Genomic DNA, 26,440 nt, shown 5'->3' with positions numbered 1-26,440 from the left:
GAGGCCGACCCGGAGACCGCGGCAGGGCGCGCCGACCTCCTCGCGATACGGCCGCTCCGGCGGTGCCGCGACGTAGGGATCGCCCGGCATCGCGCCCGCCACGACGTCGAGCAACGCGGCCGCGTCGCGCAGCGAGCGAGTGACGGCGAGCTCGAACGCCAAGCCCGCCCACATCTCGCCGACCTCGGGGCCCATCGAGACGCGGCCGCGTGACGGCTTGAGTCCCACCAGACCGCACTCGCTCGCCGGGATGCGGATCGAGCCGCCGCCGTCGCTGGCACCGGCGACCGGGACGATCCCGGCCGCGACGGCCGCCGCCGACCCGCCCGAGGAGCCGCCGGGGGTGCGGTTGAGGTCCCACGGGTTGCGGGCGGCGCCGAACAGGTCCGGCTCGGTGATGCCCTTGGCGCCGAACTCGGGCGTGTTGGTCTTGCCGAACACCACGAGGCCCGCGTCGAGCCAGCGCTGCACGACGGTCGCGTGCTCGGCTGCGGGGACGTGCGCGAGGGCGCCGCAGCCGTAGGACGACGGCACCCCGGCGTACTCCTGACCAAGATCCTTGAGCAGGAACGGGACGCCGGCAAACGGACCGATGAGCGGTTCGCTGAGCCGCGCCTGCGCGTCGGCGTCCATCCAACGGACGATCGCGTTGATGCGCGGGTTGACCTCGCGGGCGCGGGCCTGCGCAGCCTGCACGACCTCCTCCGCGGTGACCTGGCGTTCGGCGATCAGCTGCGCCAGGCCCAGCCCATCGTGAGCGGCGTACTCGGTGCTCTCCATGCGCGCCATCCTGGCGCATCGCCGCCGCCGATGCCGCGGTCAGAGCGCGAAGATCAGCGGCGCCTCGCCGAGCTGCACGGCCCGGTCACGGACGTCACGCAGCCGGCGCAGCTCGGCGTCGGCGGTCGCGACCGAGTGCAGGTCGATGCCGCCGCAACACGGACATCTCGGGACCGAGAGCGGGCTGAGGAGCGTGTGGGCGCCGCAGTCCAGGCATCCGAGCCTGTGAGCGCCCCGATCGGTCTTGATCTGCCAGCTGGCACGAGCCATGGCGGTCTTCCTTGTCCGCGGTTGCCGAAACTGCTGGCTCCAACGCCGGGACCTGGCCGAACTGGCGGCACGTCGCCGGCGCTCAACGGATGATGGAGTCGACGCGCTCCAGGCCGCTGAGAGCTATGCCGTCGCCACGACGCGCGCCGCCTCTTCCAGCCCGAAGAACGCCGCGATGCACACGTGGCTAACCGCCGGCAGCGCTGATGGCAGCTCATGCAGCCGCCGGTCCAACGCATGCCGGCGCAGCACCTCGAAGATCCCGCCCGTGATGATCTGCGACACGAGCTCGGGCCGTGGCGGCACGTGGCCCATGGCGGCAAAGCCTGGGCCGAGGAACTCGCCGAAGACGTCGAGCACGGACTTGTGGCGCGCGGCGGCACGCGGGCTGAGGATCGGCGGTACGAGGATCGACAGCGATGCCAGTGCCGGGGAGGCGGCCAGGAAGTCCAGCAGCACGCCGAGCGAGCGGTGGGCGGCCGCGCCGCAGTCGCCGGGGTCACCCATGAAGGCGTTGGCGACCGCAGAGAAGGTCTGCTCGGCGCCGGTCTGCAGGGCGTCCAGGACGCACTCCTCCTCGGTCTGCCAGTACCCGAACACGGTGTCGTGTGAGACGCCCGTGCGCGCCGGGAGGTCGGTGAGCCGCACCAGCTCGTAGCCGCGCTCATACGCAAGATCAGCGAAGGCCACCAACAACCTTTCGCGCTCGTTGCCCGGGGTGAACGTCGGGCCTTTGACAAATATTTGATGAGACATCGGCGTTTCCGGCCGATCCTACGCCCGGAGACAGGCGCGTGTCCACCTACAGACAGAAATTGGCGCCGAAGAGGCGTGGTTCAGGTGTCGACGGCAGCCGCTGCGGCGAACGGCAGCTGCGCGATCTCCGAGGCCCGCTCGGGGCCGAAGAAGGGCGCGACCGACAGGTAGCTGATCTCCGGCAGCGCGGCCGGCAGCTCGTCGATGCGGTCCTCTGCGACATAGGTCCGCAGCACGCCGAAGACGCCCTCGGCCAGCATTTCGGTGACGACGCGCGGCTCGGCGGGGATCGGATCTTCGGGAGCCACGGTCGGGGAGATCGCGTCGAAGAAGACCGACGCGTAGCGCGCCCGCCGGGCCAGCGCCCGCGGGCCGAGGTGCTCGACCGCCTCGACGGCCAGGTGCAGCATGTCGGGCTCGGCCGACATCTGCGCGAGCATCGCGCCCAGCGCACGGTGCACGGCCAGCGCGCCGTCGCGCGGGGCGGAGGCGAACGCCGCGGCCATCGCGGCGAACGTCCGGTCGGTCCACGCGTCCAGCGCCTGCAGCGCGCAGTCGGCGGGCGTGTCGAAGTACTCGCCGACGACGGCCGCGTCGACCTTGGCCCGACGGGCGGCCTGCTTGAGCGTCGTCGCCGCATAGCCCTGCTCGGCGACGAGCGCGGCGAACGCCGCAGCGACCCGCTGGCCGTCGTTGACGGGCTCGGGGACCGGGACGATCACCGGGACCGGCGCCAGGCCGGAGATGTGCAGGGCCTCGGCGTCGCCGACCGCGGGCGCCAGCACCGCGTAGGTGAGATGTGGTGCAAGTTGCTGGACATCGGCGGCGTGGCCGTCGGCGACCCAGGAAGCCACCAGCCCCGCGATCCCGCCGGCGATCGCGTAGGACACCAACTCGGAGACCTCGTGGTCCCCCGGGCGGCCACGGCCGAAGAGATCGCCGAACGCGTAGTACGCGTTGTCGACCTTCTCCACTGCCTCGCGCCCGATCGTCAACATGTCGCTGAACCCGAAGCGCGCGAGGTCGGGCTCCTTGGCAACGTAACCAACCCAGGCCCGCACACCCTCGCGCACCGCGGCGGGCCAGCTCTTCTGCGAGGAAGCGGCCGCCCACGTGCGGGCAAAAAGCTTGCCGAAGGCCAGGTCGTAGACCGCGGTGAAGGCCTCGTGCTTGGAGGAGAAGTGCTGGTAGAAGGTCCGGATCGAGATCTGCGCCTCGGTCGCGATCGCCGGGATGCCGATGTCGGCGTAGCCCTCGCGGGCGGCCAGCGCGGTGACGGCGCGCAGGATCCGGTCACGCTGATGGGGGACGACGAACTGGCGCGGCAGGCGCTGGACGTTGCGTGGGAGACCGCGTGTGCGGGGCGCCCCGTCGGCCAGCGGCGTCGGCCGGCCGGGCTTGGGCAGCGGGAGCGGCGTGGCGGTCAGGTAGGTCGCCGCCCAGGCCGCGAGCTCGTCGCTGGCCTTGACGAGGCTGCGCGCCTTGCCCGCGCGCACGCGCCGTTCGAAGGCCTGCAGGCTGCCGGCGGCGACGACCCAGAGCGATGCCTCGGAGAGGCCGGCGGGCGCGGGGAGGTCCGACAGCGCCTCGGCCAGCAGCACGCGCAGCCGCGTGACGAGGCCGCGCCGGTAGGCCGGCCCCGCGGCGCCTGCCGCGAAGACGTCGATGAGCACCAGGTGCGCGTGGGCGGGTCGCGCAGCAGCCTGCTGGGCCAGCGGCTTGAGGACGGCGGCGACCGCGGCGGTGACGTCAGCGGGGGGAGGGTTGCTGCGCCGTGCGGCGGCGACCGCGTCGCACGCATCGCGCACGATCGCGTCGCAGGTGCCGAGCAGCAGTTCGAGCTTGCCGGGGTACTGGGCGTAGAGGTCGCGCGGCGCGACCCGCGCGCTCGCGCAGATGTCACGGATGCTCGTGTCCTGCAGACCGCGCTCGGCGACCAATGCCACGAACGCGTCCTGGATGCGCTGACGATGCAGCCGCGCGCGATCCTCGGGATCCAGCGCGGACGGGCCGCGGGGGAGACGCTGCTCGGTTGGGCGAGGCTCGGACGCCATCTAGAGAAGACCATACGGATGCGCCAAAGCAAACGGTATGTGTGTTGGTGCGATTGGCAGCTTTCGGAATCGGTCTTTACCCCATCAGGTTGACCTGAGGTCTAGGGTGCTCCCCGCGTGTCGGCGAGGCCCCCAGGAGCTGCGATGGCGCCGCTTCCCCGCGGACGCGGCGGGCTGCCGCCGCAGGCCAGCGCGTTCCTGCAGCGGGCGCGGATGCTGGACGCGACGGCGCGCGTGGTGGCGCGGGACGGCTATGCGGCCGCGACGGTCAGTGCCATCCAGGCGCGAGCCGGCGTCTCGCGACGCACCTTCTATGACGCCTTCTCCAACAAGGAGGCCGCGGTCATCGCGGCGCTTGACCTGGCCGCGCGCTACGCGCTGCCGCAGATCCTTGCTGCGGAGGCGGGGCAGCGCGGGTGGGCGGCGGGCGTCGACGCGGGGCTGTCGACGTATCTGCACCTGCTCGATCGTGACCGCGCCTGGGCGGCGCTCTGCCTCGTCGCCGTGCCCGCCGCGGGGGAGGCGGCGCTGGCCCATCGGGACCGGCTGTGGGCGCCGGTGGTGGCACGGTTGGCACCGAGCGCAGGGACCCGTCCGGCGGCGGCCGGGGCGCTGGCCGCGCTCGACAGCGCGCTGCGGGCGGGGCTGGCAGAGCCGCAAAAGCCCTTGATGGCGCTGCGTCCGGAGGCCCTGGAGCTGGTGATCGGCCCGGTGCGGGGCGCTGCGGCGGCGCGGCGCCAGGCGGCGCGCCTGCCGGTCGCGGTCCAGGTGCGGGAGACCGACGCCGGCGAGGTCCGCGCGCTGTTGACGGGTTCGGTCGGCGGCGACGCGTCTGCCGCCGGCGACACCGAACGCCAGGCGGCCATGCGTGCCAGCCTCGGCCGTGCGTTGCGCGACGGCGACGGTCCCGCGCTGTTGCAGGCCGTCGTCGGCTGGCAGGAGCAGCGCGCTGCTGGCGAGCCGGTCGACGAGGCGCTCCGTCGCCGCGCGCTCGAGGGCCTCCGGAACGCTTGGTCCTGCGGGCTGCCGCTGACCGACGTGGCGGCCGGGCCGCCTGGCGCGTGGCTGCCGCGCTCGGCGCGCGACCGCATCCTGGCCTGGCTGACCGAGCACCCCGACGCCACGGCCACCGAGATCGCCGCCGGCGTGGGCATCGGCCATCACTCGACCGTCCACCGCGCGCTGGCGCAACTCGCGTGCGCCGGTGCGGTGCAGCGGCGCCCAGGTCCCGGCCGAGCCGCGCTCTGGCGAACGGCAAATCTGACTAAGAATTTTTGACTTACCTCTGTTCTTGACATTCGTAGACCCGACCATCTACGGTGAGGCAACGTCAAGCCGGAAACGGCGGCGTACCTCCAAGCGTCATCACCGGCGCGCGGGACACGACCGAAGGACACCATCGTGGGCCGATCCAACCCCGACGCGGCGGGCGCCGCGTCGACGCCATGCTGGGCGCGCCGCCGCGCGCTCGACCCCCGCACGGCGGGGTGCCGGCGATGAGCGGCGCGCAGGCCAACCGGCCGCGGCTGACGGTCGTCGAGGCAGGAGACGAACCCACCCACCCCACGGTCCGGCGCGCCTCGCGCGCGGCGCAGCCGCAGCTCCAGCGTGCCCGGCTCATCGCCTCGATGACCGCGCTCTCGCGCGAGCGCGACTGGCACGGCCTCTCGGTCGACCGCATCTGCGAGCACGCCGCGATGTCGCGGCGCACCTTCTACGACCACTTCACCGACGCCGAGGACTGCTTTGCCAGCGCGATCGAGGAGGCGCTGGGGAGCCTCTGGGACGAGGTCGCCGAGCAGGTCGACGCGGCCGGCGACGAGTGGGCCGCGCAGGTCACGGTCGCGATCGTCACCTTTCTCGCCGCGCTCGAGCTCGACCGACCGCGCGCGTGGATGGCGATCATGGAGCCGCTGTACGGCAACGGCCGCGCTCGCGCCGCTCGGCAAGTTGTCGTCGATCGCTTCGTCGCGTTGCTGGAGCGCGGCCCGGCCGACGAGCACGGCGACCGCGTCCCGGCCAACACCGCCGCGGGGACGATCGGCGGCCTCTGGGAGTTGGCCCTGCAGTACGTCTCCGGTGGTGACGACGCCGTCGGGCTCGACGAGGCGGCCGGCTCGGCGATCTTCCTCGCGCTGTCGCCGTTCGTCGGGCGCCACGAGGCCATGCGCCACGCCTTCGGCTCGCGCAAGCCGTCGGAGGTCGTGACCGAGGCGCGGGAGCGCGGGGCCGACAACGCTGTGTCAGACGTCGACGCCGAGGTCACGGCAACGGCGCTCCGCCTCACCGAGCTGGCGGCCGCGGCCCTGCGCCACATCGCCGCGCATCCGGGCTGTGGCAACGTTGACGTCGCCGATGCCGTGGGCGTCACCCACGAGAGCCAGATGAGCCGGCTGCTGCGCAGGCTGGCTGATGACGGGCTGGCGGAGAGTCGCCGAGAGGGGCGCAGCCACGCGTGGGGCTTGACAGAGCGCGGCGCCGCAGTGGCGGCGCGGCTGGCCGCTGAGGAGCGGCGCGCGGATCGGACCTAGGCGCTGGCGCTCTCGGCGCGCGCGAGGCGGCGCCGTTCCTTCTTCAAGATCTCCTGCGCGATCTCGCTGCCGACGTAGGGCTGCAGCAATGCGAAGACGAGATCCGGGAGCAGTCCCGGCAGCTCGGCGTATCTCCCCGCAAGCGCGCGCGAGTAAATGACCTCGTAGATCCCGCCGACCAGCGTCTCGGCGATGATCGGCGCCGGCCGCTTGGTCTTCGGCAGCTCGCCCGCGGCGGCTTGGTCGATCAGCGAGGCCATGGCGCTCATGATCGTGTTGCGCCGGGCGATCGCCTGCGGGCCCGCGGCGAGGACCTCGACGATGCACATGTCGGCGAAGGTCGGCTCCGACGCGATGAACTCCAGCAGCGCGCGGAGACACTCGCGAGCGCGGTCGACGAGGCCGTCGGCCGCGTCGTAGGCCTCCTGCACCCGGGCGAGCAACTGCGCCGAGACCTCGTCATAGGCGGCCAGAAACGCGTCTTCCTTGCCCCGGTAGTTGTCGTAGAACGTTCGGCGCGAGACACCGGACGTCACCACGATGTCCTCGACGCTCATCGCGACGTAGCCCGAGGAGCTGCAGACGTCGGCGACCGCGGCCAGGATTCGCTGACGCTGGTTGGTGACGACGAACTGCCGCGGCAAGCCGTGGCGGCCGGCCGGCAGCTGGTAAGGCTCGCGCGCGCGCTTCTTCTTGTTCTCGGCCACAGGGGAAACATAGCTGTACCGGAGGCTGTTGTCTGCGTCTCTTGGCACAGATCTATGTACGAATCTGGTGAAGCTCTCTGGCCGAATTGGTTGGGGCCCTGCGGAACGGGAGTCGAGCCGCGAACGGTGTCCCGTTTTTGATCCGGTCTTTATGTAGGGATGAGGTTGTGTCTAGACGCCAGCAGGAGCCGGGGGATACGCTCCGCTGCTCATGCGCGTCCGCCCGTCGTTCTTCGTCCTGGCCGCGCTCGCGGTCGCCACCGCGGCCGGCTGCGGCTCATCCTCGGATTCCGGGAAGACCGCGACGGCTGGGCGGGTGGGCACGGGGACCACGGTTGCCACCACGCCCGACGGCAAGCCGACCACCTCGCCGGTGTCGGTGCTGGGCTCCAGCGTGGATGTCAAGGCCGGTCAGGTCGATGTCGCGCTGCGGCTGCGCCAGCCCGCAGACACCGACCCGCCGATCGCCAAGACGGCGCAGCTCAGGCTGCCCAAGGGGATCGACTGGAAGGGTGGGGACACGGTGTCCTGCGACGAGGCGACGCTCAAGCGCGGCCTCGACGCCTGCCCGCCCGGCGCGGTCATCGGCAGCGGCGAGGCCGTCGGTCTGACCGACCAGGCCAAGACGGTCGGGGTGATCAACGTCGTCAACGGCGGTGAGGACGACGTCTACCTCTCGACCACCGTCAGTCATCCGGCCTACGTGAAGACCGTCGTGCCCGGGAAGATCTCGAAGACCGATGACGGCCTGAAGCTCGATTTCACCTTCCCGCCGGATCTGCAGACGATCGCCGGCGTCCCGGTCGGGCTTCAGTCGCTGCGGCTCACGATCAAGCGCGGACCGTCGATGGTGGTCCCGGATTGTCCGGACAACGGCTGGGACTACGACGCGCGGGTGGGCTTCGACGACGGGACGCAGGTCGAGCACGAGGGCAAGGCGACCTGCAGCAGCTGATTGACCAACCCTCGTAAGTGGTACACGGCGACCCAAGTGGGGCGCCGTCACGGTGTGGCACCCCTGCCGACATTAGGACACACGGACGTACCCCAAAGCGCTACGCTGCTCGGCAGTTATGACCCGCGCTGCGAACCTTCCTGTTTCGCCGGTCTCTGCAGGCCGGCACGGTTTCCCGGACGTCTACGTGCGCTACATGCAGCGCACGCGGATCTTCGACACTGCCTGCAAGGTCGTCACCGACCGCGGTCTGCTGGAGGCCAGCTTTGACCACATCCAGCAGCCGACCGGCGTCACCAAAGGTCGTGTCTATGACCTTTACCAGACGCGTGACAACCTGGTGGTCGACGCGATGGCACACGCCCTCACGTTCGCCCAGATGCGTGTCTGCGCGGCGTTCGACCGTGCGCCCACGCCTGCGGAGGGCCTCGACGCCGCGGTCTGGTCGCTGCTGGACGTCGCCTCCAACGCCCCGCAGTGGACGCGGTTCGCGCTGCTGGAGGCGACTGCGGTCGGACCTGACGCTTGGGATCGCCGCGATCGCGCCCTGGCACCGGTGCGCGACCGCCTCAAGCGCCTCATGCCGGCCGACCGCCCTAAGGACGCGCCGCAGTGGAGCGTTGAGGCCGTCTTCGCGGCGCTCCGCCCCCAGCTCGTGGGCGAGGCGATCCTGAAGCCGACCCCGCGCCTGCATCGCGATCTCGTCAACCTCGTCCGCACGATGTGCGGCATGCCGCGGGCCACCGCGACGGTCAAGCGCCCGCCGCGCGACCGTCGCAGCACCGGGATGGTCGGCCGCGTCACCGAGGCCTTCTTCGCGCTCAACGGCGACAAGCACGGCGTCGACGCCCTGCGCGCCGAGCTCGACGTCGCCATCGAGCGGCGCCACGGCCCCGCGCTCTCGCACGCTGTGCGCTGCCTCGTCGCGCGCGACGACGAGCACGACAAGCGCTTGGCCGGTTTGCGCAAGCCGATCCTCGAAGCGCTGCCCGATGGCTGGATCTTCGGCACGCCGCTGCGGTATCCGGGCCCGAGGCCTTACAGCCTCAACTCCAGCCGCCTCCGCGTGCTGGAGGTCGTGCGCGAGACGCCTGACGCCGACGAGGACGCCGTGCGCGGCGCTATTCGCCTGACCGCTCAGACCTGCCGGCGGACACTGCGGGACCTCAACGAGCTGCAGTTGCTCCACCAGCAGCGCGGCGACCGCTGGCGCGTGACCGTCCACGGCCAGGCGCTGCTCGAGGGCGACGCCACGCTCACGGCCTGATCAGACATGTTGACGTTTGCCAAACCACCAGCGTTCCTCTAGCGTCGGCTGCAACTATGCGCTCCCTCGCTCGTCGTCCCCTCCTTCTCACGGCCCTCGTCGCCGTTGCCGCCCTGGTCACAGCGGCCCTCGCCTTCGGCCAGGATCTGGTCCCGATCAAGATCACGTCGGTCACCAAGGTGACGCCCAACAAGGCGGGCACGCCGAAGCATCCGCAGGGGATCAACATCGACGTCAAGACGAAGATCGACACCCCGCGCGACTACGACCCGCCGCTGGCCCAGACCGTCGACGTGTGGATCTCCAAGGGCGGCAACTACAACGGCGGCAAGTACCCCACCTGCTCGCCGCAGACGATGGAGCGTCGCGGCATCAAGGCCTGCCCCCCGAAGTCGATCATGGGCCACGGCACCGGCGTAGCCGACGCTGACGGCGTCGCCTCGATCCCGGACATCACCGTCGTCAACGGTGGCCCCACCAGCGTCTCCTTCTACACCGTGCTGAAGAACCCCGCGCGCGTGCAGAAGGCCGTCACGGCGACCATCGCCAAGCTCCACAGTGGCCCCTGGGGCTACAAGGTCCATGCCTCGATCCCGCGCAGCCTGCAGATCGTCGCCGGCATCCCGCTGCGGGTCGAGAGCCTGCACGTCAACGCCGGCTACAAGTCCTACGCCCGCGACTGGATCGTTACCACCATGTGCCCCTCGGGCCACAAGTGGAAGTACCACGTCGAGGTCCACTACGAGACGGGTCAGATCGCGAAGTTCGACGGCGCCGTGACCTGCCGCAGCTAGATCACGATGCATGGACGACGACGGGCGCTGGCCGTTCTCGCGGTCTGGGCGGCGCTCGTCGCCGTCGCGGCGCCGCTGGCGGTCGGTGGCTCTGACCACCTGACGGGCGGGGGCTTCGAGGTCCCCGGCTCAGGCTCTGCCCGGACCGAGGCCGCGCTGCAGCGTGGCGTCTCCGGCGACCTGCGCGGGACGATGCTGGGCGCGGTGCTCGTCGCACCGCGTGGCGCGCCCCGTGCGGACTATGTGGCCGCGCTGGACGCGCTGCAGCGCGCGGTACGGGCGACGCCCGAGGTCAAGCTGGTGCCGGAGACCAAGGAAGCCGCGCTGTACTACGCCAAGCAGCAGCCCGGCCGGCCGGTGATCGTCCCCTTCGTCACCGGGGTCGACGAGTTCCACGCCCCCGACGTCGGCAAGGAGCTGCGGCGCCACCTCGGCCTGGAGGACGGGCGCCACTACGGCCAGGTCCAGGTGCACCTCATCGGCCAGGGCGCGCTGTGGGCGGGGATGGTGGACCTGACCAAGAAGGACCTCGCCAGCGCCGAGCGCGTGGGCTTTCCGGTCATCCTGGTGATCCTGCTGGTCGTCTTCGGCTCGCTGACCGCCGCGGCGCTGCCGCTGATCATGGGCGGCGTGGCGGTGCTCATCACCGGTGGGATCATCGAGCTGCTCGCTCGGCACACGCTGATGAGCTTCTACACGCCGAACATGGCGTCGATGATCGGGTTGGGCGTCGCGGTCGACTACTCGCTGTTCGTCGTCGTCCGCTACCGGGAGGAGCTCCGCGACGGCGCCACGCTGGAGGAGGCGCGCCGCACCGCGATGCGCACGTCGGGCATCGCCGTCGCCTTCAGCGGCGTGGCGGTCGTCATCGCGCTCGCCGGCCTGCTGCTCGTCCCGACCGCGGCCATCCGCTCGATGGCCGCCGGCGCGATCATCGTCGTGCTCGTCTCGATGCTCGCCTGCGCGACGTTGCTGCCGGCGCTGCTGACGGTCGCGGGCAGGCGCATCAAGCCCGGAAAGCCAAGCGGCCGCCGGTTCGGGGCCTGGGCGCACAGGGTCACCGCGCGCCCCGCTGTCTGGCTCGCCGCCGCGCTGGCGCTGCTGATCCTCCTGGCGGTGCCCGTGACCGCGCTGCACACCGGCGACGGCGTGCTGCGCCAGTTCCCCAAGGGCTCGGAGGTTCGCAAGGGTTTCGAGGCGGCGATCACCACCAGCCGCGGGCCGGGAGACGGCGCGCCGCTGAAGATCCTGACGCCGCCGCCGACGCTCGACGCCGCCGTCAAGCTGCTGCGCGCCGACCCCGAGGTCGTCCACACGGGCGTGCGGACCCGAACCACGGACAAGCGCTACATCCTCATCATCGTCACCCCGCGTCACGACGCCGACGCGCCGGTCTCCAAGCAGTTGATCCACCGGCTTCGGCGCGACCTGCCGCACGGAACGCTGGTTGGCGGCAACACGGCCGCGCAAGTCGACTTCAACCACGCGATCACGGGGTCGCTGTGGAAGATCGCGGCCTGGGTCCTGATCGCGACGTTCGTGCTGCTGCTGGTCATGCTGCGGTCGGTCCCGCTCGCGCTGCAGGCCGTCGTGGCCAACGTGCTCAGCGTCGCGGCCAGCTACGGCGTCCTGACCGCCGTCTTCGTCTGGGGCTGGCCGGACGGTGTGCTGGGCTTCGACGCGCCAGGTTATCTGGATACGGTCACGATTCCGATCGTCCTGGCGGTCGTCTTCGGGCTCTCGATGGATTACGAAGTGTTCTTGCTTAGCCGCATCCGCGAGCGGCGTCTGCAGGGCCGCTCGACCCGCGAGGCGGTGCAGGACGGCCTGGCCTCCAGCGGCTCCACGATCAGCGGCGCTGCGCTGATCATGGTCGCCGTCTTCGGGAGCTTTGCCCTTACGGGCGTGCCGGTGATTCAGGAGGTTGGCCTCGGCGCCGCCGTGGCTATCGCGGTCGATGCGACCATCGTGCGACTGGTGTTGGTGCCTGCGGCGATCGCGCTGCTCGGCGACCGCGCCTGGTCGACCAGGCCTCACGGTGGTCGGACGCGCGTCCCGGAGATCGTCCACTGAAAGACCCTCCAGCGGTTGAGAGGCTTGAGAAACAAATCGGCAAACGCTTCCGTTTCTGCTATTGACCTGCCTCTCTGGCAGCCCTATGGTCGCTCTCCGTAATCACCTCAGGGGAGGTCCCACACATGCTCAGCACGGATGTTCAGCGATCGTTCGGTGACGCTTATCTGGAGGCCACCGCGGCCATGCGCTCGCGCTTCGAGGCGCGGGTGCTGGAGGCTGACAACTGGACCGAGGGGCTCGCGCTGGCCCTCAGCGATCTGGCCGACGGTGTGCTCGCCGATCCCGAGACGGCACGCATGACGGTCACCGACATCCGCTTCGCCCACCGCGACATGCTGTGCATCTGCGACGAGGATCGCCAGGAGACGGTCGCCTCGCTCGCACGCGGGTGGCAGCACCACCACGCCGGTCGCCGCGTCCCCGAGCTGCACTTGGAGTTCCTCTGCGGGGCGATCGGGCACGTGATCGCCGGCGCGTTTGCGCGCGACGAGCTCGACGACCTTCACGCTCGCCTCTTCGGGCTGCTCGCCTTCGCCGACGAGCGCGACCGCTAGGCCGAGCGGCCGACGCGCCGCCGCAGGCGCCGCTGCTCGTTGGCGGCCTCCGTGGCGCCCAGATACGGGAGCAGCGCGGAGTAGGCCAAGTCGGGCAGCAGGTCGGGCAGCTGGTCGATCCGCCCACGGATGACGCGGGCGTAGAGGATCTCGTAGATGCCGCCGACGATGCCTTCGGCGATCAGCTCCGGCGGTCGCCCGCGCTTGGGCAGCTCACGGTCGGCAGCCGCGACGACGAGCTCGGTGAGCTGCTGCAGGGTCTTGTCGCGGAGCGCCACTGCGTCGGGCCCGGCGCTCATCACCTGCACCAGGCACATCTCGGCGTAGTCGGGGTTCTCTGCGAAGAACTGCAGCAGCGCGCCGATGGCGCCCTCGATGCGGGCGGCGAAGCCGTCGGCCTCCTCGTAGGCATCGCGCACCGCGGTCAGGACCCTGCCGCTGATGTCGTCGTAAGCCTGGACGAAGCCGTCCTCTTTCGACGAGTAATAGTCGTAGAAGCTGCGGCGGGAGATGCCTGCGGTGGCGATGATGTCCTCCACCGACATCGCGGCGTAACCCGCGACGCTGCTCACGTCGGCGATGGCCTCCACGATGCGGGAGCGTTGGTTGCGTACCACTTCGTCACGCGACAGCTTGTGGCGGCCTGACGGCAGGTGGTGGGGCTCTCGAGGCAAGGGGCTCACAGGGACGGAAACGTACCCGTGTCCGCGACAGAATGGAACCCCTACCCGCTGAGAAGCACGGAGCGAAAACATCAGTGTGAGCCCAAAAGGCTCTCACCGCCTTACGGTGTGAGCGTCGGGTCCTTGGCGCGAGCCGCGGCTGCGGTCACCGCATGGCGGTACTCGGCACCCGCCACCTCGGTGCCGACGAACGGCAGCAGGACGCTGTAGAGCAACGCGGGCAGGAGGTCCGGGAGCTCAGCCGTCCGGTTGGTGACCACGCGCGAGTAGATCACCTCATAGACGCCGCCGACGACGGTCTCGGCGGTCACGCCCGACACGATCACGGGCGGATGGTCGGGCGCCGGAGGGGTGAGGAACAGCCGGAAGTCGGCCATGGCGCTCATCCGGCGCTCCAACGCCTGGGGGCCCGCTGCGACGGCCTCGACGATGCAGACATGGGCGAGCTCGGGCTCGCCGGCCATCAGGTTCAGAAAGGCCGCCAGCCCGCGGCGCACCTTGGAGGCCCAGGTGCCGCCGGTGGCGTAGGCCCCGGCCACGCCGATGCGCAGCTGCTCGACGACGAAGTCGTAGGCCGCGAGGAACGCCTGCTCCTTGTTGGAGAAATGGTCGTAGAACGTGCGCCGCGACACCCCGGCCAGGGCGATGATGTCCTCGACCCGCGTGGCGCCGTAGCCATTGGCGCTGACGGCGGCCATCACGCCGCCGAGGATCCGCTCACGCTGGTTGGAGATGACGAAGTCGCGCGGAAGCCCGTGGCGACCCGAAGGCAGTTGGTGTGCGGCGCGGGCGTGCGGAGAACGTTGGATCATCGCTTTCGGCGAGGAACATACACGTCTCCGTCACGTGGCGCTAGGTGTTTTCTGTCAATCCGATGCGCGAAGGGTGACGAGTTCGACTAACGCCGGAGTCAGACGCGGCAGCGCCTGGTGCTCTCCGGCCAGCACGCGCTGCTGGACCAGGCGGTGCAGAGCACCGAAGCGCGCCTGTGCCAAGGCGTCGGCGCTCACCGCGCTGGACTTCGGGCCCGGGATCGTGCAGGCCGACAGGCGACGCGCCAACGTGTCCATCGCCGTCTCGTAGGCGGCGACGCCCGTCGGCCCGGCGGCGAGGATCTCGACGAGCAGCAGATGGGCGTGCGCCGGCCATGAGGCCAGGTAGCGCATGAGCCGCCCCAGGGCGGCCTCGAGCTCCTGCGGGCCTTCATCGACGGCGCGCAGGCAGTCGGCCAGCACCATTTCGTGGGCTTCCAGGAGGCAAGACTCGCGGCCGTCGAAGTAGGCGTAGAAGGTGCGGCGCGAGCCGCGTGCGAGCTCGATGACGTCGTCGACGCGGACGTTGGCGTAGCCGTGCTTGGTTGCCGCGCTGGCCATCCCGGCCAGCATCGCGCTGCGCGGGCGGGCCGGCCACCAGGCCGGAAAGGCGACGGCGCCTTCGCGCAGGACGGTACGCCGTGTGAGGTTCGGCCCAGAGGTCACGGCCAGGGATCCTATGAGAGACGTCAATGTTTGCCGAGTGACGGGAGCGCGGAGGCCTTAACGAGCGAGCGCCCGGGCTTGGCGCCCGGGCGCTCGTTTCAAACGAGCTGCTTGAGGCCTAGCTCACTTGGAGCAGGGCGTGCTGCCGTCGTACGTCGCCGAGCCGACCGGCGCGCCCGCGCTGTCGGGGGCGAAGCCCGTCGTCAGCTCGAACGGGTACTTGCCGCCCGAGCACGAGGTGGTGGCCAGCCAGTCCTTGGCGTAGGACTTGCCGCCGGACGTGATCTTGATGTCGCGCAGCGCGATCGGCACACCGGCCACGACCTGCAGGCTCGCCGGGACGACGAGGTGGAGCTTGTAGGCCCACTTGCCCGACATCTTGGTGATCGTGCCCGGAACCGGCTTGGCGACGCGGGCCGGGTTCGTCAGCACCGTGAACAAGAAGACCTTGCTGCCGCCGCCGTTGACGACGGTGATCTTCGGGGTGGTGAGGACCTGGTCGGCGTAGGCGGTGCCGCTGCCGGTGCCCATGATCGACTTCGGCGGGCACTGCGAGACGCTGCCGCGCTCCATGACCGACTGGGCGCACTTGGCGTACTTGGCGCCGTTGTAGAGCGAGCCCTTGGGGAAGAAGACGTCGGCGGTCTGCACGACCGGCTTGTCGACGTCGGGCGACGTCTCCCAATGCACCGTGTAGGTGAGCTTGACGCCCTTCGGCTTCTTCTTGGTGCCCGCCTTGCTGGGGCTGACGGAGACCTTGGCGGTCAGCACGGTGTTGGACGTGTTGGAACCGGATGACTGCGCCAGCACCGGCGCGGCAACCGCCACGCTGCAGGCCAGCAGCCCGACGGGAATCATGACTCTGCGCAAGGGACAACTCCTCCTGGAGACGAAAACGACGATGTACCCGAAACCGCGGGAACGTCGAAAGGTTGCGGCGCGTCCTGCACGATGCGCCTGGGCCGACGCTAGCGGATCGAGACACATGCCTGTTGCTTCACTTGTCCGAGGCCATGTACGATCGTCGCCGCTGCGGAGCCTGGAGGGCTTTGCGCGGGAGGAACCACCTTGACTGCTCCGTCCCATCAAGCCCGCCCTTGGCGGTGGGCGCCCCTCGCACTGCTCGTCGTCGCGGCCATCGCGCTGGTCGTCGTCCTGCGCGGCTCCGGCGCGCACCACTACCGCGTCGTCTTCGCCAACGCCGGCCAGCTGGTCAAGGGTGACCGCGTGCGCATCGGCGGCACGCCCGCGGGCAGCGTCACCTCGATCGACCTCACCGGCGACGGACAGGCTGCGATCGAGGTCAAGGTCAACCACCGCTTCGGGCCGCTGCGCGAGGGCACCACCGCGACGATCCGCCAGATCGGCCTGACCAGCGTCGCCGGCCGCTACATCGACATCAGCCCCGCCCCGACCTTCCGCCCTGCGCTCGACGACGGCGCGACGATCGGCGGCGACAAGACGACACCGATCGTCGACCTCGACCAGCTGTTCAACACGCTGGACCCCAACACGCGCAAGGGGCTGCAGCAGTTCATCGAGGGCTCGGCCTCCTGGTACGAGGGCAAGGAGCAGCAGGCCAACGCGTCGGCTCAGGCCTTCCCGGCGGCGCTGTCGGGCCTCAACCAGCTGGCGACCGAGCTGAGCTCCGACGACGCGAACCTGAGCCGCTTCCTCGTCAAGGCCGGCGATGCGCTCGGCGCCCTCGCCGAGCACAAGGAGCAGCTGACCGACCTTGTCTCCAACACCCGGGCGACGACGGCGGCGCTGAGCGCCAACACGGCCTCGCTGGACCAGGCGCTGCAGCACGTCACGCCGGCGCTGCGCAAGGGTACCGACGCGTTCATCGCGCTGCGGCCCGCGCTCAAGCAGCTGCGCACGCTGGTCAACGTGTCCGGTCCGGCGACCAAGAACCTCGCGCCCTATGCCCGGCAGCTGCGCCCCGTGCTCCAGGAGGCAGTGCCGACGTTCCATCAGCTGCGCGAGATGTTCGCCCAGCCCGGCGCCGACAACGACCTGCTCGACGCGCTGCAGGACCTGCCGGCGCTCGACAACCTCACCAAGACCGGCTTCGCCGAGGGCGAGAAGTCGCTGCAGCAGAGCGCGCCGATCTTCTCGTTCGCGCGCCCCTACGTGCCCGACCTCGTCGGCTGGGTGCGCGACTTCGGCCAGGTCATGGCGACCTACGACGCCAACGGCCACTACGCCCGCACGCTGCCGGTCTTCGACGCCTACTCGACCGCCGACGGCGTCCACCTGACGGCCAAGCCCTACGCCGACCGTGGCCGCGACGCCAACCTCAAGACCGGCCAGCTGCGGCGCTGCCCGGGCGCGGCGGCGCCGGCGCTGCCGGACGGGTCGTCGCCGTTCGTCGACAACGGTCCGCTGGCCAACCCCGACTGCGACCCGGCGCAGCGGCCGGGAGCCGGCGGATGACGCGCGCCCGCATCGTCGCGGCCGCGACGATGGTCGCCGTGTGCGTCGTGGCCGGGTTGGCTATCGGCGCCGGAGACGGCGGTGGCCATCGCTACCTCGTGCGCGCGGTCTTCGACAACTCGAGCTTCGTGATCCCGGGCGAGGACGTGAAGATCGCCGGCGTCAAGGTCGGCAAGATCGACAGCCTCGACCTGACCAAGGACAACAAGGCCGTCGTCGTACTGGACATCACCGATCCGGCCTTCCAGTCCTTCAAGACCGATGCGCGCTGCCGCATCGCGCTGCAGTCGCTGATCGGCGAGCAGTTCGTCGACTGCGTGGCCACGGGCGGCGGCAACGACGGTCGGGCCGAGGCGCTGCCGGCCATCAAGGACGGCCCGGGCAAGGGCCAGCACCTGCTCTCGGTGTCGCACAACACCACGCCGGTCGGGGTCGACCTGCTCAACAACATCATGCGCCAGCCCCAGCGCGACCGCTTCAAGCTGATCATCAACGAGCTCGGCGCGGGCCTGGCCGCCAACGGCGAGAGCCTGCGCGCAGCCGTCCGCCGCGCCAACCCCGCGCTCCAGCAGGCCGACAAGGTCGTCGCGATCCTCGCGCGCCAGAACCAGATGCTCGGCAAGCTCACCGACGACTCTGACACCGTGCTGCGCCCGCTGGCCCAGCACCGCAAGGATCTGGGCGGCTTCGTCGACACCGCCGGGCAGACCGCAGTCGCAACGGCCAAGCAGGGTGACGCGCTGGAGCAGAACTTCGCCAAGCTCCCCGCCTTCCTGCGGGAGCTCAAGCCGGCGACGCAGCGCTTCGGCGCGCTCGCCGATCAGATGACGCCCGCCGTCGCCAGCCTCTCGGCGCAGGCGCCGGCGGTCAACCAGGCGATCAAGGACCTCGGGCCCTTCTCGCTGTCGGCGACGCCGGCGCTCAAGACGCTCGGCAACGTCGCCGACCGCGGCCGGCAGACGTTCCCGAGGATCGGCGGGCTCGTCGACAGCCTCGGCAACCTGTCCAAGCCCCTGCAGCCGCTGGCCTCCGACCTCGGCAATGTCTCGTCGAGCTTCGACACCGCCGGCGGCTTCGAATCGCTGATGCGGTTCATCTACTACTACACCGGCAGCGTCAACGGCGAGGACGCCCAGGGCCACTTCATCCGCTCGACGGTCGACGTGACCAACTGCGTCCAGCGCTCGACGACCTCGCCGGGCTCCTGCCCCTCGACCTTCGAGAAGGGCGCGGGCGACGACGCGGCGTCCGCCAGGGCGACCGCGGCGAAGACCAAGGCCACCACGACGCTCCTGGACTACCTCCTCGGACAGGACGGCGGCAAGTGAACCGCCGTCGCAACAGTTCGATCGCCGGCAACCCGATCCTCATCGGCGGCGTCGCCGTCCTCGTGACGATCGTGGCGGTGTTCTTGTCCTACAACGCCAATCACGGGCTGCCGTTCGTCCCGACCTACGACGTCAAGGTCGAGCTGCCCGACGGGTCGGGCCTGATCCGGGGCAACGAGGTCCGCCAGGGCGGCCATCGCGTCGGTGCCGTCGCGAAGGTCTCGCCCTACACCAAGCCCGACGGCACCGCCGCGGCGATCGTCGACCTCCATCTCGAGAAGGACGTCGGCCCGCTGCCACGCGACACCACGGTGCGGATCCGCCCCAAGTCGCCGCTGGGCTTGAAGTACGTCGCGATCCACCGCGGCAGCGAGAACGCGACCTATCCGGCCGGCTCGACGATCGCGCTCGTCAAGGGCGCGACGCGGCCGGTCGAGATCGACGACTTCTTCTCGATGTTCGACAAGCCGACGCGAGACGCGTCGCAGCGCAACCTGATCGAAGGCGGCAACGCCTTCGCCGGTCGCGGCGGCGATCTCAACGAGGCACTGCACAACCTCAAGCCGCTGGTCACCCACGGCGAGCCGGCCGCGCGCAATCTCGTCGCTCCCAAGACCGGCTTTGCCCGGCTGTTCCCGGCCTTCGCCCAGGCGGCCAACGAGGCCGCGCCCGTCGCCGAGCAGCAGGGCGACCTCTTCGCCAGCCTCAATCAGACCTTCACCGCTTGGAGCTCGGTCTCCGACGACCTGCAGCAGGCGATCGCGCTTGGGCCCAAGGCCCTGGACACCGCAACGCGGGAGCTGCCCGCCCAGGCGGCCTTCACGCTTGACAGCGCCGAGCTCTTCCGCCGCTTCCGGCCCGCCTTCGCGGAGCTGGCCGCCGCCTCCCCCAACCTGGCCGTCGCCTTCCACGCCGGCACCACGTCGCTGCGGCGCTCCTCCCAGCTCAACGGCCGCCTGGTCACCACCCTTCAGCAGCTGGAGGCCTTCGCCGCCGATCCGCGCGTCATCCCGGCGCTGGACCGGCTGACCGAGACGGCGACACTGCTGAAGCCGATCCTCGCGTTCCTCACCCCTGCGCAGACCAAGTGCAACTATTTCGGGTTGTTCTTCAACAACCTGGCCAGCGCGCTGTCGGAGAGCGACGTGGTCGGCAGCATGCTGCGTTTCGGCGTCGTCTCGCTGCCGCAGCTGCCCGGCAGTGAGGCGGGTCCGACCGCGGTGCCGTCCAACGGCCCTGCCGGCAAGGACTTCTCCTCGATCGACGACTCCTTCCTGCACAGCAACCCCTACCCCAACACGGCGGCGCCGGGGCAGACGCAGGAGTGCGAGGCCAACAACGAGGTCTACAAGACGGGTGTCCAGCAGATCGGCAACCAGCCGGGCAGCCAAGGGCTCAACACCGAGAAGACCGGTACCTGGAAGGCGACGCCATGAGGCGCAACCACAGCCTCGGCATGGCGCCGCTGAAGGCCGGGCTCCTCGCCCTCCTCATCCTCCTCATCGGCTGCTACTTCGCCTTCACCAAGAAGGTGCCGTTCCGCCATCACTACACGGTCAACGCCGTGGTGAGGAACTCCAACCTGCTCCTGCCCGGCTCGCCGGTGCGCATCGCCGGGGTGACCGTCGGCAAGGTGGCTAAGGTCGGCCGCTACCGCAACACGTCGATGGGCGAGATCGCCATGAACATCGACAAGGTCGGGCTTCCGATCCACAAGGACGCGACGCTGAAGATCCGCCCGCGGCTCTTCCTGGAGGGCAACTTCTACGTCGACCTGCAGCCGGGCACGCCGTCGGGCCCGGTCATCGACGACGGTGACCTGATCCCGGTGACGCAAACCTCAACGCCGGTCCAGATCGACCAATTGCTCACCGCGCTGCAGTCCGACACGCGCGGCAACCTGCAGCAGGCGCTCCAGGGCCTCGGCGCGGGCTTCGGCAGCGCGCCGAGCGCCGCCGACGATGCCCAGCAGGTCCCCAGCGTCCGCGGCCTCACCGGCGGTCAGGCGCTCAACCAGGCGCTGACCACGTCGCCAAAGGCGCTGACCGGCACGGCTAAGGTCACGACCGGGCTGCTCGGCACTGAGCCGCACGACCTCAGCCGCACGATCGACGGCCTCGGCCGCGCCGCCGCCGGCCTTGACGAGCACGAGAGCGACCTCGGCAGCCTGGTCACCCACTTCAACGCGACGATGGCGAACTTCGCCGCCCACTCGGCGCAGCTCTCGGCGGCCGTCGACCAGCTGGGACCGACCGCCCAGGCCGCCGACGGCGCGTTCGCGCGGCTGACCACGGCTGCCGCGCCGACCGCGACCTTCGCGCACAACCTCTCCCAGAGCCTGCCGGAGCTGCCGGCCACCATCAAGGCCTCCGGGCCCTGGCTCACGCAGGCCAAGCAGCTGCTGACCAAGCAAGAGCTCGGCGGCCTCCTCGACCAACTGCAGCCCGGCACCGCCAACCTCGCCCAGCTCGGTCATGCGACCAAGGTCTGGCTGCCCAAGATCACCGCCTTCAACAAGTGCATCACCAAGGTGATCATCCCGACGGGCAACATCAAGGTCGACGACGGGGACTCCTCGGCCAATGTCGAGAACTACAAGGAGTTCTGGTACGCCATGGTCGGCCAGAACGGTGAGGGGCAGGGCTTCGACGGCAACGGCTCCCTGCTGCGCCTGTCGGCGGCCGGCGGCGGCAACCTGATCCGCAGCGGCAAGTCCAACTACGTGCCCGAGGCCTACCTGGCCAACGCGACGCTGCCGCCGCTGCGGACCCGCCCGGCCTTCGCCGGCCAGCTGCCGCCGATCAACCGCAACGCGCCGTGCTACCTCCAGCCGGTGCCCGACGTCAACGGCCCGGACTCTGTCGGTCCGGCCGACGGCTCCAAGCCCGACGCGGCCTCCTTGCCCGCACCGGAGAAGGTCAAGTGAGAGGTAGCAGCCGCGCGGCGCTCTACAACGGCCTATGGGTCGTCGCGATGATCGCGGTCGCACTGGTGGTCGGCACCTTCATCACGACCCATCAGCGCATCCACATTCCGGCCTGGGTTCCGGCGATCGGGCAGCACCGCTTCGTCCTCAACGCGGAGCTCAGCGGCGCACCCGGCGTCATGCCGGGCCAGGGTCAGATGGTCACCGTCTCAGGCGTGCCCATCGGTGAGATCGGCAAGGTGTCGCTCAAGGACGGCAAGGCCGTCCTGCGCCTCGACATCAAGGAGCATTTCGCGCACATCCACCGCGACGCGACGATCCTGCTGCGTCCCAAGACCGGGTTGAAGGACATGGTCGCCGAGCTCGATCCCGGCACCCAGGGGCCCGACCTCAAGAGCGGCGCGACGATCGGCACCGGGGCCACCAAGCCCGACGTGAACTTCGACGAGTTCCTCGCCGAGCTCGATGCCGACACCCGCGACTCGCTCGTGCTGCTGGTCGGCGGCGCGGGCCAGGCGCTAGGCCACGGCAACGGCGCTGCCCTTGCCAACACGCTGCGCCGCTTCGCGCCGCTCTCGCGCCACACGGCCGAGGCCACCGAGCTGGTCGCCCAACGGCGGACCAAGCTCAAGCACCTCATGCACAACCTCTCGCTGCTGGCCTCGGAGCTGGGCGACCGCGACAAGGAGCTCGGCACCTTCGTCAACGCCAGCAGCGACGTCTTCCGCCGCTTCGACAACCAGAACGCCGCCCTGGCCAAGACCATCGAGCTGCTGCCGAGCACGCTGCAGACCGCCCAGCCGGCGCTGGCCAAGCTCGACAAGCTCGGCGCGACGCTGACCGTCGGCCTGAAGAAGCTCGGCCCGGGCGTGAAGGACCTCGGCCCGACGCTGGTCGGCCTCCGCTCGTTCTCACAGGCGACGGCGCCGGTCTTGCGTGATCAGATCCGGCCGTTCACCGTCGCCGCGCAGCCGACGGCCAAGAAGCTCGTGCCCGCGGCGAACCGGCTGGCCAAGGCCACGCCGGACCTGGCCAGGCTCACCGACGAGCTCAACGTCTTGGTCAACGAGCTGGCCGCCAAGCCCAAGGGCACGGGCATCAAGAGCCAGAGTTACCTGTACCAGGTGCCCTGGGCCAACCACAACACCAACTCGGTGCTGTCCAGCTCCGACGGCGTCGGCCCGCTGCGTCGCAGCCTCGTCTACTTCGGCTGCGGCCCCCTGCAGCTGCTCTTCAAGGTGCTGTCCGGGCCGCCGCCGCGCAAGACCGAGCCGCGCAACCCGACGCTCACCACGCTCATCAAGCTCCTCAACGCCCCCGACTACGACACCCAGGTCGCGACCGGCCAGTGCCCGAAGGCAGCGACGGGCTAGCCCATGATCAAGACCGCTCCCACCTTCGCCCGCATCGCGATCATGGCGATCTTCGCCTTCGGCTCCTTCGCCGGCGGCCTCTACCTCTGGCTCGCCTTCGGCGGCTCGTCACCGCTGGGCACCAAGGGCTACCGCATCCACGTGCTGGTGCCCGAGGCCACCCAGCTGGCCGACCAGTCCGACGTGCGCATCAGCGGCGTCAGTGTCGGCAAGGTCGTCAAGCTCGCCGGCGGCCCGAACGATCGCAGTGACATCACGATCCAACTGCGCTCCCGCTACGCGCCGCTGGCCAAGGACTCGCGCGCGATGCTCCGCACCAAGACGCTGCTGGGCGAGACCTACGTGGAGCTCACGCCGGGCCATCCGGCCAAGGGAACGGTCCCCGAAGATGGCACGCTGCCGCCCGCACAGGTCGAGCCGACCGTCGAGATCGACGAGATCATGTCGACCTTCGACCCGGCGACGCGCAAGCGCTTCGAGGTCTGGATGCAGTCCCAGGCCGAGGCGATCGGCGGCCGTGGCGCCGACATCAACGCCGCGTTCGGCCAACTGCCGGGCTTCACCGAGCACTTCGACGATCTCCTGCGCACGCTCGACGCCCAAGGCCGCGCGGTGACCAAGTCCATCAGCTCGACCGCCGACGTCTTCGACGCCATCAGCCAGCGCGAGGGCGAGCTGCGCGGGCTCATCACCGACTCCAACCGCCTTTTCTCGGTCACGGCCCGCCGCAACCAGGATCTCGCCGGCATCTTCCGCGCACTGCCCAGCTTCGAGCGCGAGAGCACCGCGACGCTGCCGGTATTGACGGCCCTGGCCAAGGACGGCGACCCGGTCGTCAAGCAGCTGCAGCCGGCGGCCACCGAGCTCGGCCCGACCTTCGCCGCGCTGCACGACGTCAGCCCCGAGTTCCGCGGCCTCTTCACCAAGCTCGACGACGTCGTCAGCGCGTCGCAAAAGGGCCTGCCGGCGTTCAACGACATCTTGGCTCGGTTCCCGACGCTGCTCGACGCCTTCCAGCCGTTCCTGCGCAACGCCAACCCGATGGTGCAGTACATCGGCAACAACAACCGCGAGATCTCGGCGTTCTTCGGCAACGTCGTCTCGGCCACGTCACCGCGTGACAGCATCGACGTGCTCAAGAACGCCAAGGACTCGGTCCACTACCTGCGCACGTCGCAGCTGCTCTCGCCCGAGGCGCTGGCCTACCAGGTCCGCCCGGTCGGCTCGTCTCGTCAGAACGCCTACCAGCAGCCGGGCGCGTTCGATCAGCTGCAGAGCGGTCTGCCGGTCCTCACCGCCGGCCCCTGCTCCAATCCCGACCTGGCGCAGCCGACGAGCGCCCTGCCGACCGAGCTGGAGCAGTACATCAGCCCGCTCGTCTACCGCACGGACGGCAGCGACGTCCTGCGGCCGGTCTGCCGCGCCCAGGGCACGTTCCCCGGCTACTCGACGATCTTCCCGCAGCTGCGCGCCGAGCAGCCCTGAGCGCCGGCTGAGCGCGCGGTTCAGCCGGCGATCAGCAGCGCGTCGATGGCGCGTGCGTCGCAGAACGGGATGAGCGCGACGCCGAGCAGCTGCGGCAGGGCCGCCGGCAGCTCCTCGATCCGGTTCTCTTGCACGTGCTGGGTGATGACGTGCACGACGGTCGACCCGATCAGGTTGCCGTGGAAGATCGGGGTGCCGCCGTTGGCCGCGAAGCCGGGCGTGAGGAACGCCGTGAAGGCCTCGATCGCGGTCTCCAGCCGCAGGCTGCCGTCCTGGCCCAGCGTGCGCACGCCGTCGAGACAGGCACGCACATGGACCGGCCTGGCCGCGAGGAACTCCAGGAACGTGGCGAGACCGTCGCGTGCGCTCTGCGGCCACGGCACGTCGCGTGTGCGCTCCAGCACGAGCGCGAACGCCTCGTGGAACGTCGCGCTGAACAGCGCGTAGAAGCACGCTTCCTCGTCGCCGAACAGGCGGCGGACGTCGCGGACCTGGACGTGCGCCTCGATGGCGATCTCGAAGATCGACGTGCCTTCGTAGCCGCGGCGGGCGACGGTGCGCGCAGTGGCCGCCAGGATCGCTCCTCGCTGTGTGCTCACGGCGTGTCGTCCTCTACCACCACAACGACGATACACGCACGTGATTCCATCATTCCAGGATCATGTTGCAGCTCACGCGGCGGGGGCACGGTGCACCAGGCCACGCTCGAGCCGTCCGATGATCTGGCGCGTTCGCGCCTGCGACACGCCCAGCGCCCGTCGCAGCTCGTCTTCGGTGATCCCGGGGCGCTGCGTCAGGATCGCCATCGCGGCCTGCTCCTGGTCGCCCAGCGGCTGGATGAAGAGCCCGGCCGGTGCCTTGTCGGCGTCACCGGCGGCCGCGCTCGTCGGTTCGGGCTCCGGCTCTGCGTCGGCGGGCCACCACTGCTTGGCGGTCCCCTCCCAGGTGGCGCTGATGAGCCGCTGCCCGTTGAGGCGGTCGAGCACCCGCTTGACCATGCTGAGATCGGTGATGCCGATGGCCGCTCCGACCTCGCGGCCCGACACACCCGGATGGGTGCGGATGTAACGCAGCGCCAGCAGGTCGTCCTCGGCCGGGGTCCAGCGCTCGGGCGCGGCGCCGGCGGCGATCGCCATGACGGGCAGCCCGAAGTGGCTCGCTTCCTCCAAGCCGTCGAAGGCCGTGCGCTGCAGCTTGCGCTCGGCGGCGCTCAAGCCGCGCGTCCGGTCCAGCTCGTGCAGCCGCACGAAGGCCCGCCACAAGGCCGTGCCGTCGCCGTCGGCATCGGCCGCGATCAGCAGCGCCTCGAGCTCGCTCGTCGAGCCGGGCAGCCGGTCGAAGGCGTCGTCGACGCGAGACACCAGCGAGCGCTCGTGTGCCAGGAGCCGTCCACGGCCGCGGCGGCGCTCACCAAGCAGGTCGAGCACCAGTGGAACCAGCTCGTCGGTCAGATCACCGAGCCGTGCCGGCGTGCCGTCGGTCAGCGCGTGGCGGATGGCGCCCTCGACGGCATCGATGGCCGCCCACGCGGGCGCGTCGCTGCTGCCGTGCTCTCGCAGCCGCTCCACCAGCGGCTCGAGCCGCCGGGAGCGGTCGAGCCCCGAGGCGATCGGCTCCGCATGGCTGTCGCGGACACAGAACAGCGCCCAGTGCGGTTGGGCATCCGAGAGCGCGAGCGCCTCGACGACGACGGCGCGGATCGCCAGCGGGCGGTCGCGCTGGGCGTCGAACGCGACCCCGATGCGGCGGACGCCGAAATCCAGTCCCACCGCGGCGGCGTCCTCCAGGGCCGCGGCCGCACCCTTGTAGAACATGTAGAACGCCTTGCGGGAGACCCCGGCCTCGGCCGCGACGTCCTCGACTGTCAGAAACGCCGCGCCGTCGCGAGCGGCCACGACGGCGGCAGCTTCGCGCACCCGCGCGCGCTGCAGGAAGCGCGTGGCCTCGGCAGGCAGGCGTCGGCGCGACACGTAGGGGACTGAGGGAC

General features: G+C 70.5%; 24 protein-coding genes. 13 read left to right on the top strand and 11 right to left on the bottom strand.

All coding sequences use genetic code 11. From position 1 onward, the window contains the following. From VGO10_RS05605 to VGO10_RS05590, 4 genes are all read right to left on the bottom strand, one after another. Window positions 1-780: amidase (locus tag VGO10_RS05605; protein ID WP_327466031.1), on the bottom strand; the 780-nt coding region annotated here is incomplete at its 3' end. A gap of 39 nt (window positions 781-819) precedes the next feature. Beyond that, the gene (locus tag VGO10_RS05600) at window positions 820-1,050 is read right to left on the bottom strand and encodes a hypothetical protein (RefSeq protein WP_327466029.1); all 231 of its coding nucleotides are present in this window, start codon (window positions 1,048-1,050) and stop codon (window positions 820-822) included. A gap of 123 nt (window positions 1,051-1,173) precedes the next feature. After that, window positions 1,174-1,806: a TetR/AcrR family transcriptional regulator gene (locus tag VGO10_RS05595; RefSeq protein WP_327466027.1), complete on the bottom strand. Its 633-nt coding sequence runs from the start codon at window positions 1,804-1,806 to the stop codon at window positions 1,174-1,176. 80 nt (window positions 1,807-1,886) lie between these two features. Further along, window positions 1,887-3,860: a TetR family transcriptional regulator gene (locus VGO10_RS05590; RefSeq protein ID WP_327466025.1), complete on the bottom strand. Its 1,974-nt coding sequence runs from the start codon at window positions 3,858-3,860 to the stop codon at window positions 1,887-1,889. A 144-nt stretch (window positions 3,861-4,004) separates the two neighbouring features. On the opposite strand from VGO10_RS05590, the gene VGO10_RS05585 reads away from it, so the two are divergent. Both VGO10_RS05585 and VGO10_RS05580 read left to right on the top strand, forming a co-directional pair. Beyond that, a complete protein-coding gene (locus tag VGO10_RS05585) occupies window positions 4,005-5,138 on the top strand; it encodes a TetR family transcriptional regulator (RefSeq protein ID WP_327466023.1) in 1,134 nt (377 codons plus the stop codon). Window positions 5,139-5,356: 218 nt separating this feature from the next. Beyond that, a complete protein-coding gene (locus VGO10_RS05580; RefSeq protein ID WP_327466021.1) occupies window positions 5,357-6,391 on the top strand; it encodes a TetR family transcriptional regulator in 1,035 nt (344 codons plus the stop codon). Here VGO10_RS05580 and VGO10_RS05575 read toward each other — a convergent pair. After that, window positions 6,388-7,098 carry a TetR/AcrR family transcriptional regulator gene (locus VGO10_RS05575; RefSeq protein ID WP_327466019.1) on the bottom strand — a complete coding sequence of 237 codons (711 nt, stop codon included), beginning with the start codon at window positions 7,096-7,098 and terminating at the stop codon, window positions 6,388-6,390. The genes VGO10_RS05580 and VGO10_RS05575 overlap by 4 nt on opposite strands. 211 nt (window positions 7,099-7,309) lie before the next feature. Here VGO10_RS05575 and VGO10_RS05570 point away from each other — a divergent pair, with 211 nt between their 5' ends. The 5 genes from VGO10_RS05570 to VGO10_RS05550 all read left to right on the top strand — a co-directional run bounded on the left by VGO10_RS05570 (window position 7,310) and on the right by VGO10_RS05550 (window position 12,744). Further along, window positions 7,310-8,053 carry a hypothetical protein gene (locus tag VGO10_RS05570; protein WP_327466017.1) on the top strand — a complete coding sequence of 248 codons (744 nt, stop codon included), beginning with the start codon at window positions 7,310-7,312 and terminating at the stop codon, window positions 8,051-8,053. A 118-nt stretch (window positions 8,054-8,171) separates the two neighbouring features. Further along, the gene (locus tag VGO10_RS05565) at window positions 8,172-9,320 is read left to right on the top strand and encodes a hypothetical protein (protein ID WP_327466015.1); all 1,149 of its coding nucleotides are present in this window, start codon (window positions 8,172-8,174) and stop codon (window positions 9,318-9,320) included. A gap of 56 nt (window positions 9,321-9,376) precedes the next feature. Further along, entirely contained in the window at window positions 9,377-10,114 is a 738-nt protein-coding gene (locus tag VGO10_RS05560) for a hypothetical protein (RefSeq protein WP_327466013.1), read from the top strand. Between the two features lie 6 nt (window positions 10,115-10,120). Then, window positions 10,121-12,187 carry an MMPL family transporter gene (locus VGO10_RS05555; RefSeq protein WP_327466011.1) on the top strand — a complete coding sequence of 689 codons (2,067 nt, stop codon included), beginning with the start codon at window positions 10,121-10,123 and terminating at the stop codon, window positions 12,185-12,187. 125 nt (window positions 12,188-12,312) lie between these two features. Then, the gene (locus VGO10_RS05550; protein WP_327466009.1) at window positions 12,313-12,744 is read left to right on the top strand and encodes a hypothetical protein; all 432 of its coding nucleotides are present in this window, start codon (window positions 12,313-12,315) and stop codon (window positions 12,742-12,744) included. On the opposite strand, the gene VGO10_RS05545 is transcribed toward VGO10_RS05550, so the two are convergent. The 4 genes from VGO10_RS05545 to VGO10_RS05530 all read right to left on the bottom strand — a co-directional run bounded on the left by VGO10_RS05545 (window position 12,741) and on the right by VGO10_RS05530 (window position 15,775). Then, entirely contained in the window at window positions 12,741-13,334 is a 594-nt protein-coding gene (locus VGO10_RS05545) for a TetR/AcrR family transcriptional regulator (protein WP_327466006.1), read from the bottom strand. The genes VGO10_RS05550 and VGO10_RS05545 overlap by 4 nt on opposite strands. A gap of 194 nt (window positions 13,335-13,528) precedes the next feature. Beyond that, window positions 13,529-14,239, bottom strand: a complete 711-nt coding sequence (locus VGO10_RS05540) for a TetR/AcrR family transcriptional regulator (RefSeq protein WP_327466004.1) — start codon at window positions 14,237-14,239, stop codon at window positions 13,529-13,531. Between the two features lie 54 nt (window positions 14,240-14,293). After that, complete coding sequence (locus VGO10_RS05535) at window positions 14,294-14,905, bottom strand: TetR/AcrR family transcriptional regulator (RefSeq protein ID WP_327466002.1); 612 nt, start codon at window positions 14,903-14,905, stop codon at window positions 14,294-14,296. Between the two features lie 123 nt (window positions 14,906-15,028). Continuing rightward, window positions 15,029-15,775, bottom strand: a complete 747-nt coding sequence (locus VGO10_RS05530; RefSeq protein ID WP_327466000.1) for a hypothetical protein — start codon at window positions 15,773-15,775, stop codon at window positions 15,029-15,031. Window positions 15,776-15,973: 198 nt separating this feature from the next. Between VGO10_RS05530 and VGO10_RS05525 the strand changes: the two genes are divergently transcribed. The 6 genes from VGO10_RS05525 to VGO10_RS05500 are packed head-to-tail and all read left to right on the top strand — an operon-like array spanning window position 15,974 to window position 24,453. Next, window positions 15,974-17,341: an MlaD family protein gene (locus tag VGO10_RS05525; protein WP_327465998.1), complete on the top strand. Its 1,368-nt coding sequence runs from the start codon at window positions 15,974-15,976 to the stop codon at window positions 17,339-17,341. Further along, window positions 17,338-18,669: an MlaD family protein gene (locus VGO10_RS05520; protein ID WP_327465996.1), complete on the top strand. Its 1,332-nt coding sequence runs from the start codon at window positions 17,338-17,340 to the stop codon at window positions 18,667-18,669. Before VGO10_RS05525 ends, VGO10_RS05520 begins: the two co-directional genes overlap by 4 nt. Further along, entirely contained in the window at window positions 18,666-20,105 is a 1,440-nt protein-coding gene (locus VGO10_RS05515) for an MlaD family protein (RefSeq protein WP_327465994.1), read from the top strand. Before VGO10_RS05520 ends, VGO10_RS05515 begins: the two co-directional genes overlap by 4 nt. Continuing rightward, a complete protein-coding gene (locus VGO10_RS05510; RefSeq protein WP_327465992.1) occupies window positions 20,102-21,595 on the top strand; it encodes an MlaD family protein in 1,494 nt (497 codons plus the stop codon). The genes VGO10_RS05515 and VGO10_RS05510 overlap by 4 nt, the downstream gene beginning before the upstream one ends. Next, entirely contained in the window at window positions 21,592-22,968 is a 1,377-nt protein-coding gene (locus tag VGO10_RS05505) for a hypothetical protein (RefSeq protein WP_327465990.1), read from the top strand. The genes VGO10_RS05510 and VGO10_RS05505 overlap by 4 nt, the downstream gene beginning before the upstream one ends. 3 nt (window positions 22,969-22,971) lie before the next feature. Beyond that, window positions 22,972-24,453: an MlaD family protein gene (locus VGO10_RS05500; RefSeq protein ID WP_327465988.1), complete on the top strand. Its 1,482-nt coding sequence runs from the start codon at window positions 22,972-22,974 to the stop codon at window positions 24,451-24,453. A 20-nt stretch (window positions 24,454-24,473) separates the two neighbouring features. On the opposite strand, the gene VGO10_RS05495 is transcribed toward VGO10_RS05500, so the two are convergent. Both VGO10_RS05495 and VGO10_RS05490 read right to left on the bottom strand, forming a co-directional pair. Further along, entirely contained in the window at window positions 24,474-25,052 is a 579-nt protein-coding gene (locus VGO10_RS05495) for a TetR/AcrR family transcriptional regulator (RefSeq protein WP_327465986.1), read from the bottom strand. 72 nt (window positions 25,053-25,124) lie between these two features. Then, window positions 25,125-26,423 carry a hypothetical protein gene (locus VGO10_RS05490; RefSeq protein ID WP_327465984.1) on the bottom strand — a complete coding sequence of 433 codons (1,299 nt, stop codon included), beginning with the start codon at window positions 26,421-26,423 and terminating at the stop codon, window positions 25,125-25,127. Window positions 26,424-26,440: the final 17 nt, after the last annotated feature.

It is taken from the genome of Baekduia sp., assembly GCF_035996765.1.
GTDB lineage: Bacteria > Actinomycetota > Thermoleophilia > Solirubrobacterales > Solirubrobacteraceae > Baekduia.
Note: the sequence above shows the minus strand (reverse complement) of the source record. Positions and strands in the feature narration are given on the sequence as shown.

Bases quoted from the DNA above. Each gene is read 5' to 3' on its own strand.
- VGO10_RS05595 (WP_327466027.1), bottom strand. From the start codon at position 1,806: ATGTCTCATCAAATATTTGTCAAAGGCCCGACGTTCACCCCGGGCAAC.
- VGO10_RS05560 (WP_327466013.1), top strand. From the start codon at position 9,377: ATGCGCTCCCTCGCTCGTCGTCCCCTCCTTCTCACGGCCCTCGTCGCC.
- VGO10_RS05540 (WP_327466004.1), bottom strand. From the start codon at position 14,239: ATGATCCAACGTTCTCCGCACGCCCGCGCCGCACACCAACTGCCTTCG.
- VGO10_RS05500 (WP_327465988.1), top strand. From the start codon at position 22,972: ATGATCAAGACCGCTCCCACCTTCGCCCGCATCGCGATCATGGCGATC.
- VGO10_RS05580 (WP_327466021.1), top strand. From the start codon at position 5,357: ATGAGCGGCGCGCAGGCCAACCGGCCGCGGCTGACGGTCGTCGAGGCA.
- VGO10_RS05600 (WP_327466029.1), bottom strand. From the start codon at position 1,050: ATGGCTCGTGCCAGCTGGCAGATCAAGACCGATCGGGGCGCTCACAGG.
- VGO10_RS05570 (WP_327466017.1), top strand. From the start codon at position 7,310: ATGCGCGTCCGCCCGTCGTTCTTCGTCCTGGCCGCGCTCGCGGTCGCC.
- VGO10_RS05555 (WP_327466011.1), top strand. From the start codon at position 10,121: ATGCATGGACGACGACGGGCGCTGGCCGTTCTCGCGGTCTGGGCGGCG.
- VGO10_RS05520 (WP_327465996.1), top strand. From the start codon at position 17,338: ATGACGCGCGCCCGCATCGTCGCGGCCGCGACGATGGTCGCCGTGTGC.
- VGO10_RS05590 (WP_327466025.1), bottom strand. From the start codon at position 3,860: ATGGCGTCCGAGCCTCGCCCAACCGAGCAGCGTCTCCCCCGCGGCCCG.
- VGO10_RS05550 (WP_327466009.1), top strand. From the start codon at position 12,313: ATGCTCAGCACGGATGTTCAGCGATCGTTCGGTGACGCTTATCTGGAG.
- VGO10_RS05565 (WP_327466015.1), top strand. From the start codon at position 8,172: ATGACCCGCGCTGCGAACCTTCCTGTTTCGCCGGTCTCTGCAGGCCGG.
- VGO10_RS05585 (WP_327466023.1), top strand. From the start codon at position 4,005: ATGGCGCCGCTTCCCCGCGGACGCGGCGGGCTGCCGCCGCAGGCCAGC.
- VGO10_RS05510 (WP_327465992.1), top strand. From the start codon at position 20,102: ATGAGGCGCAACCACAGCCTCGGCATGGCGCCGCTGAAGGCCGGGCTC.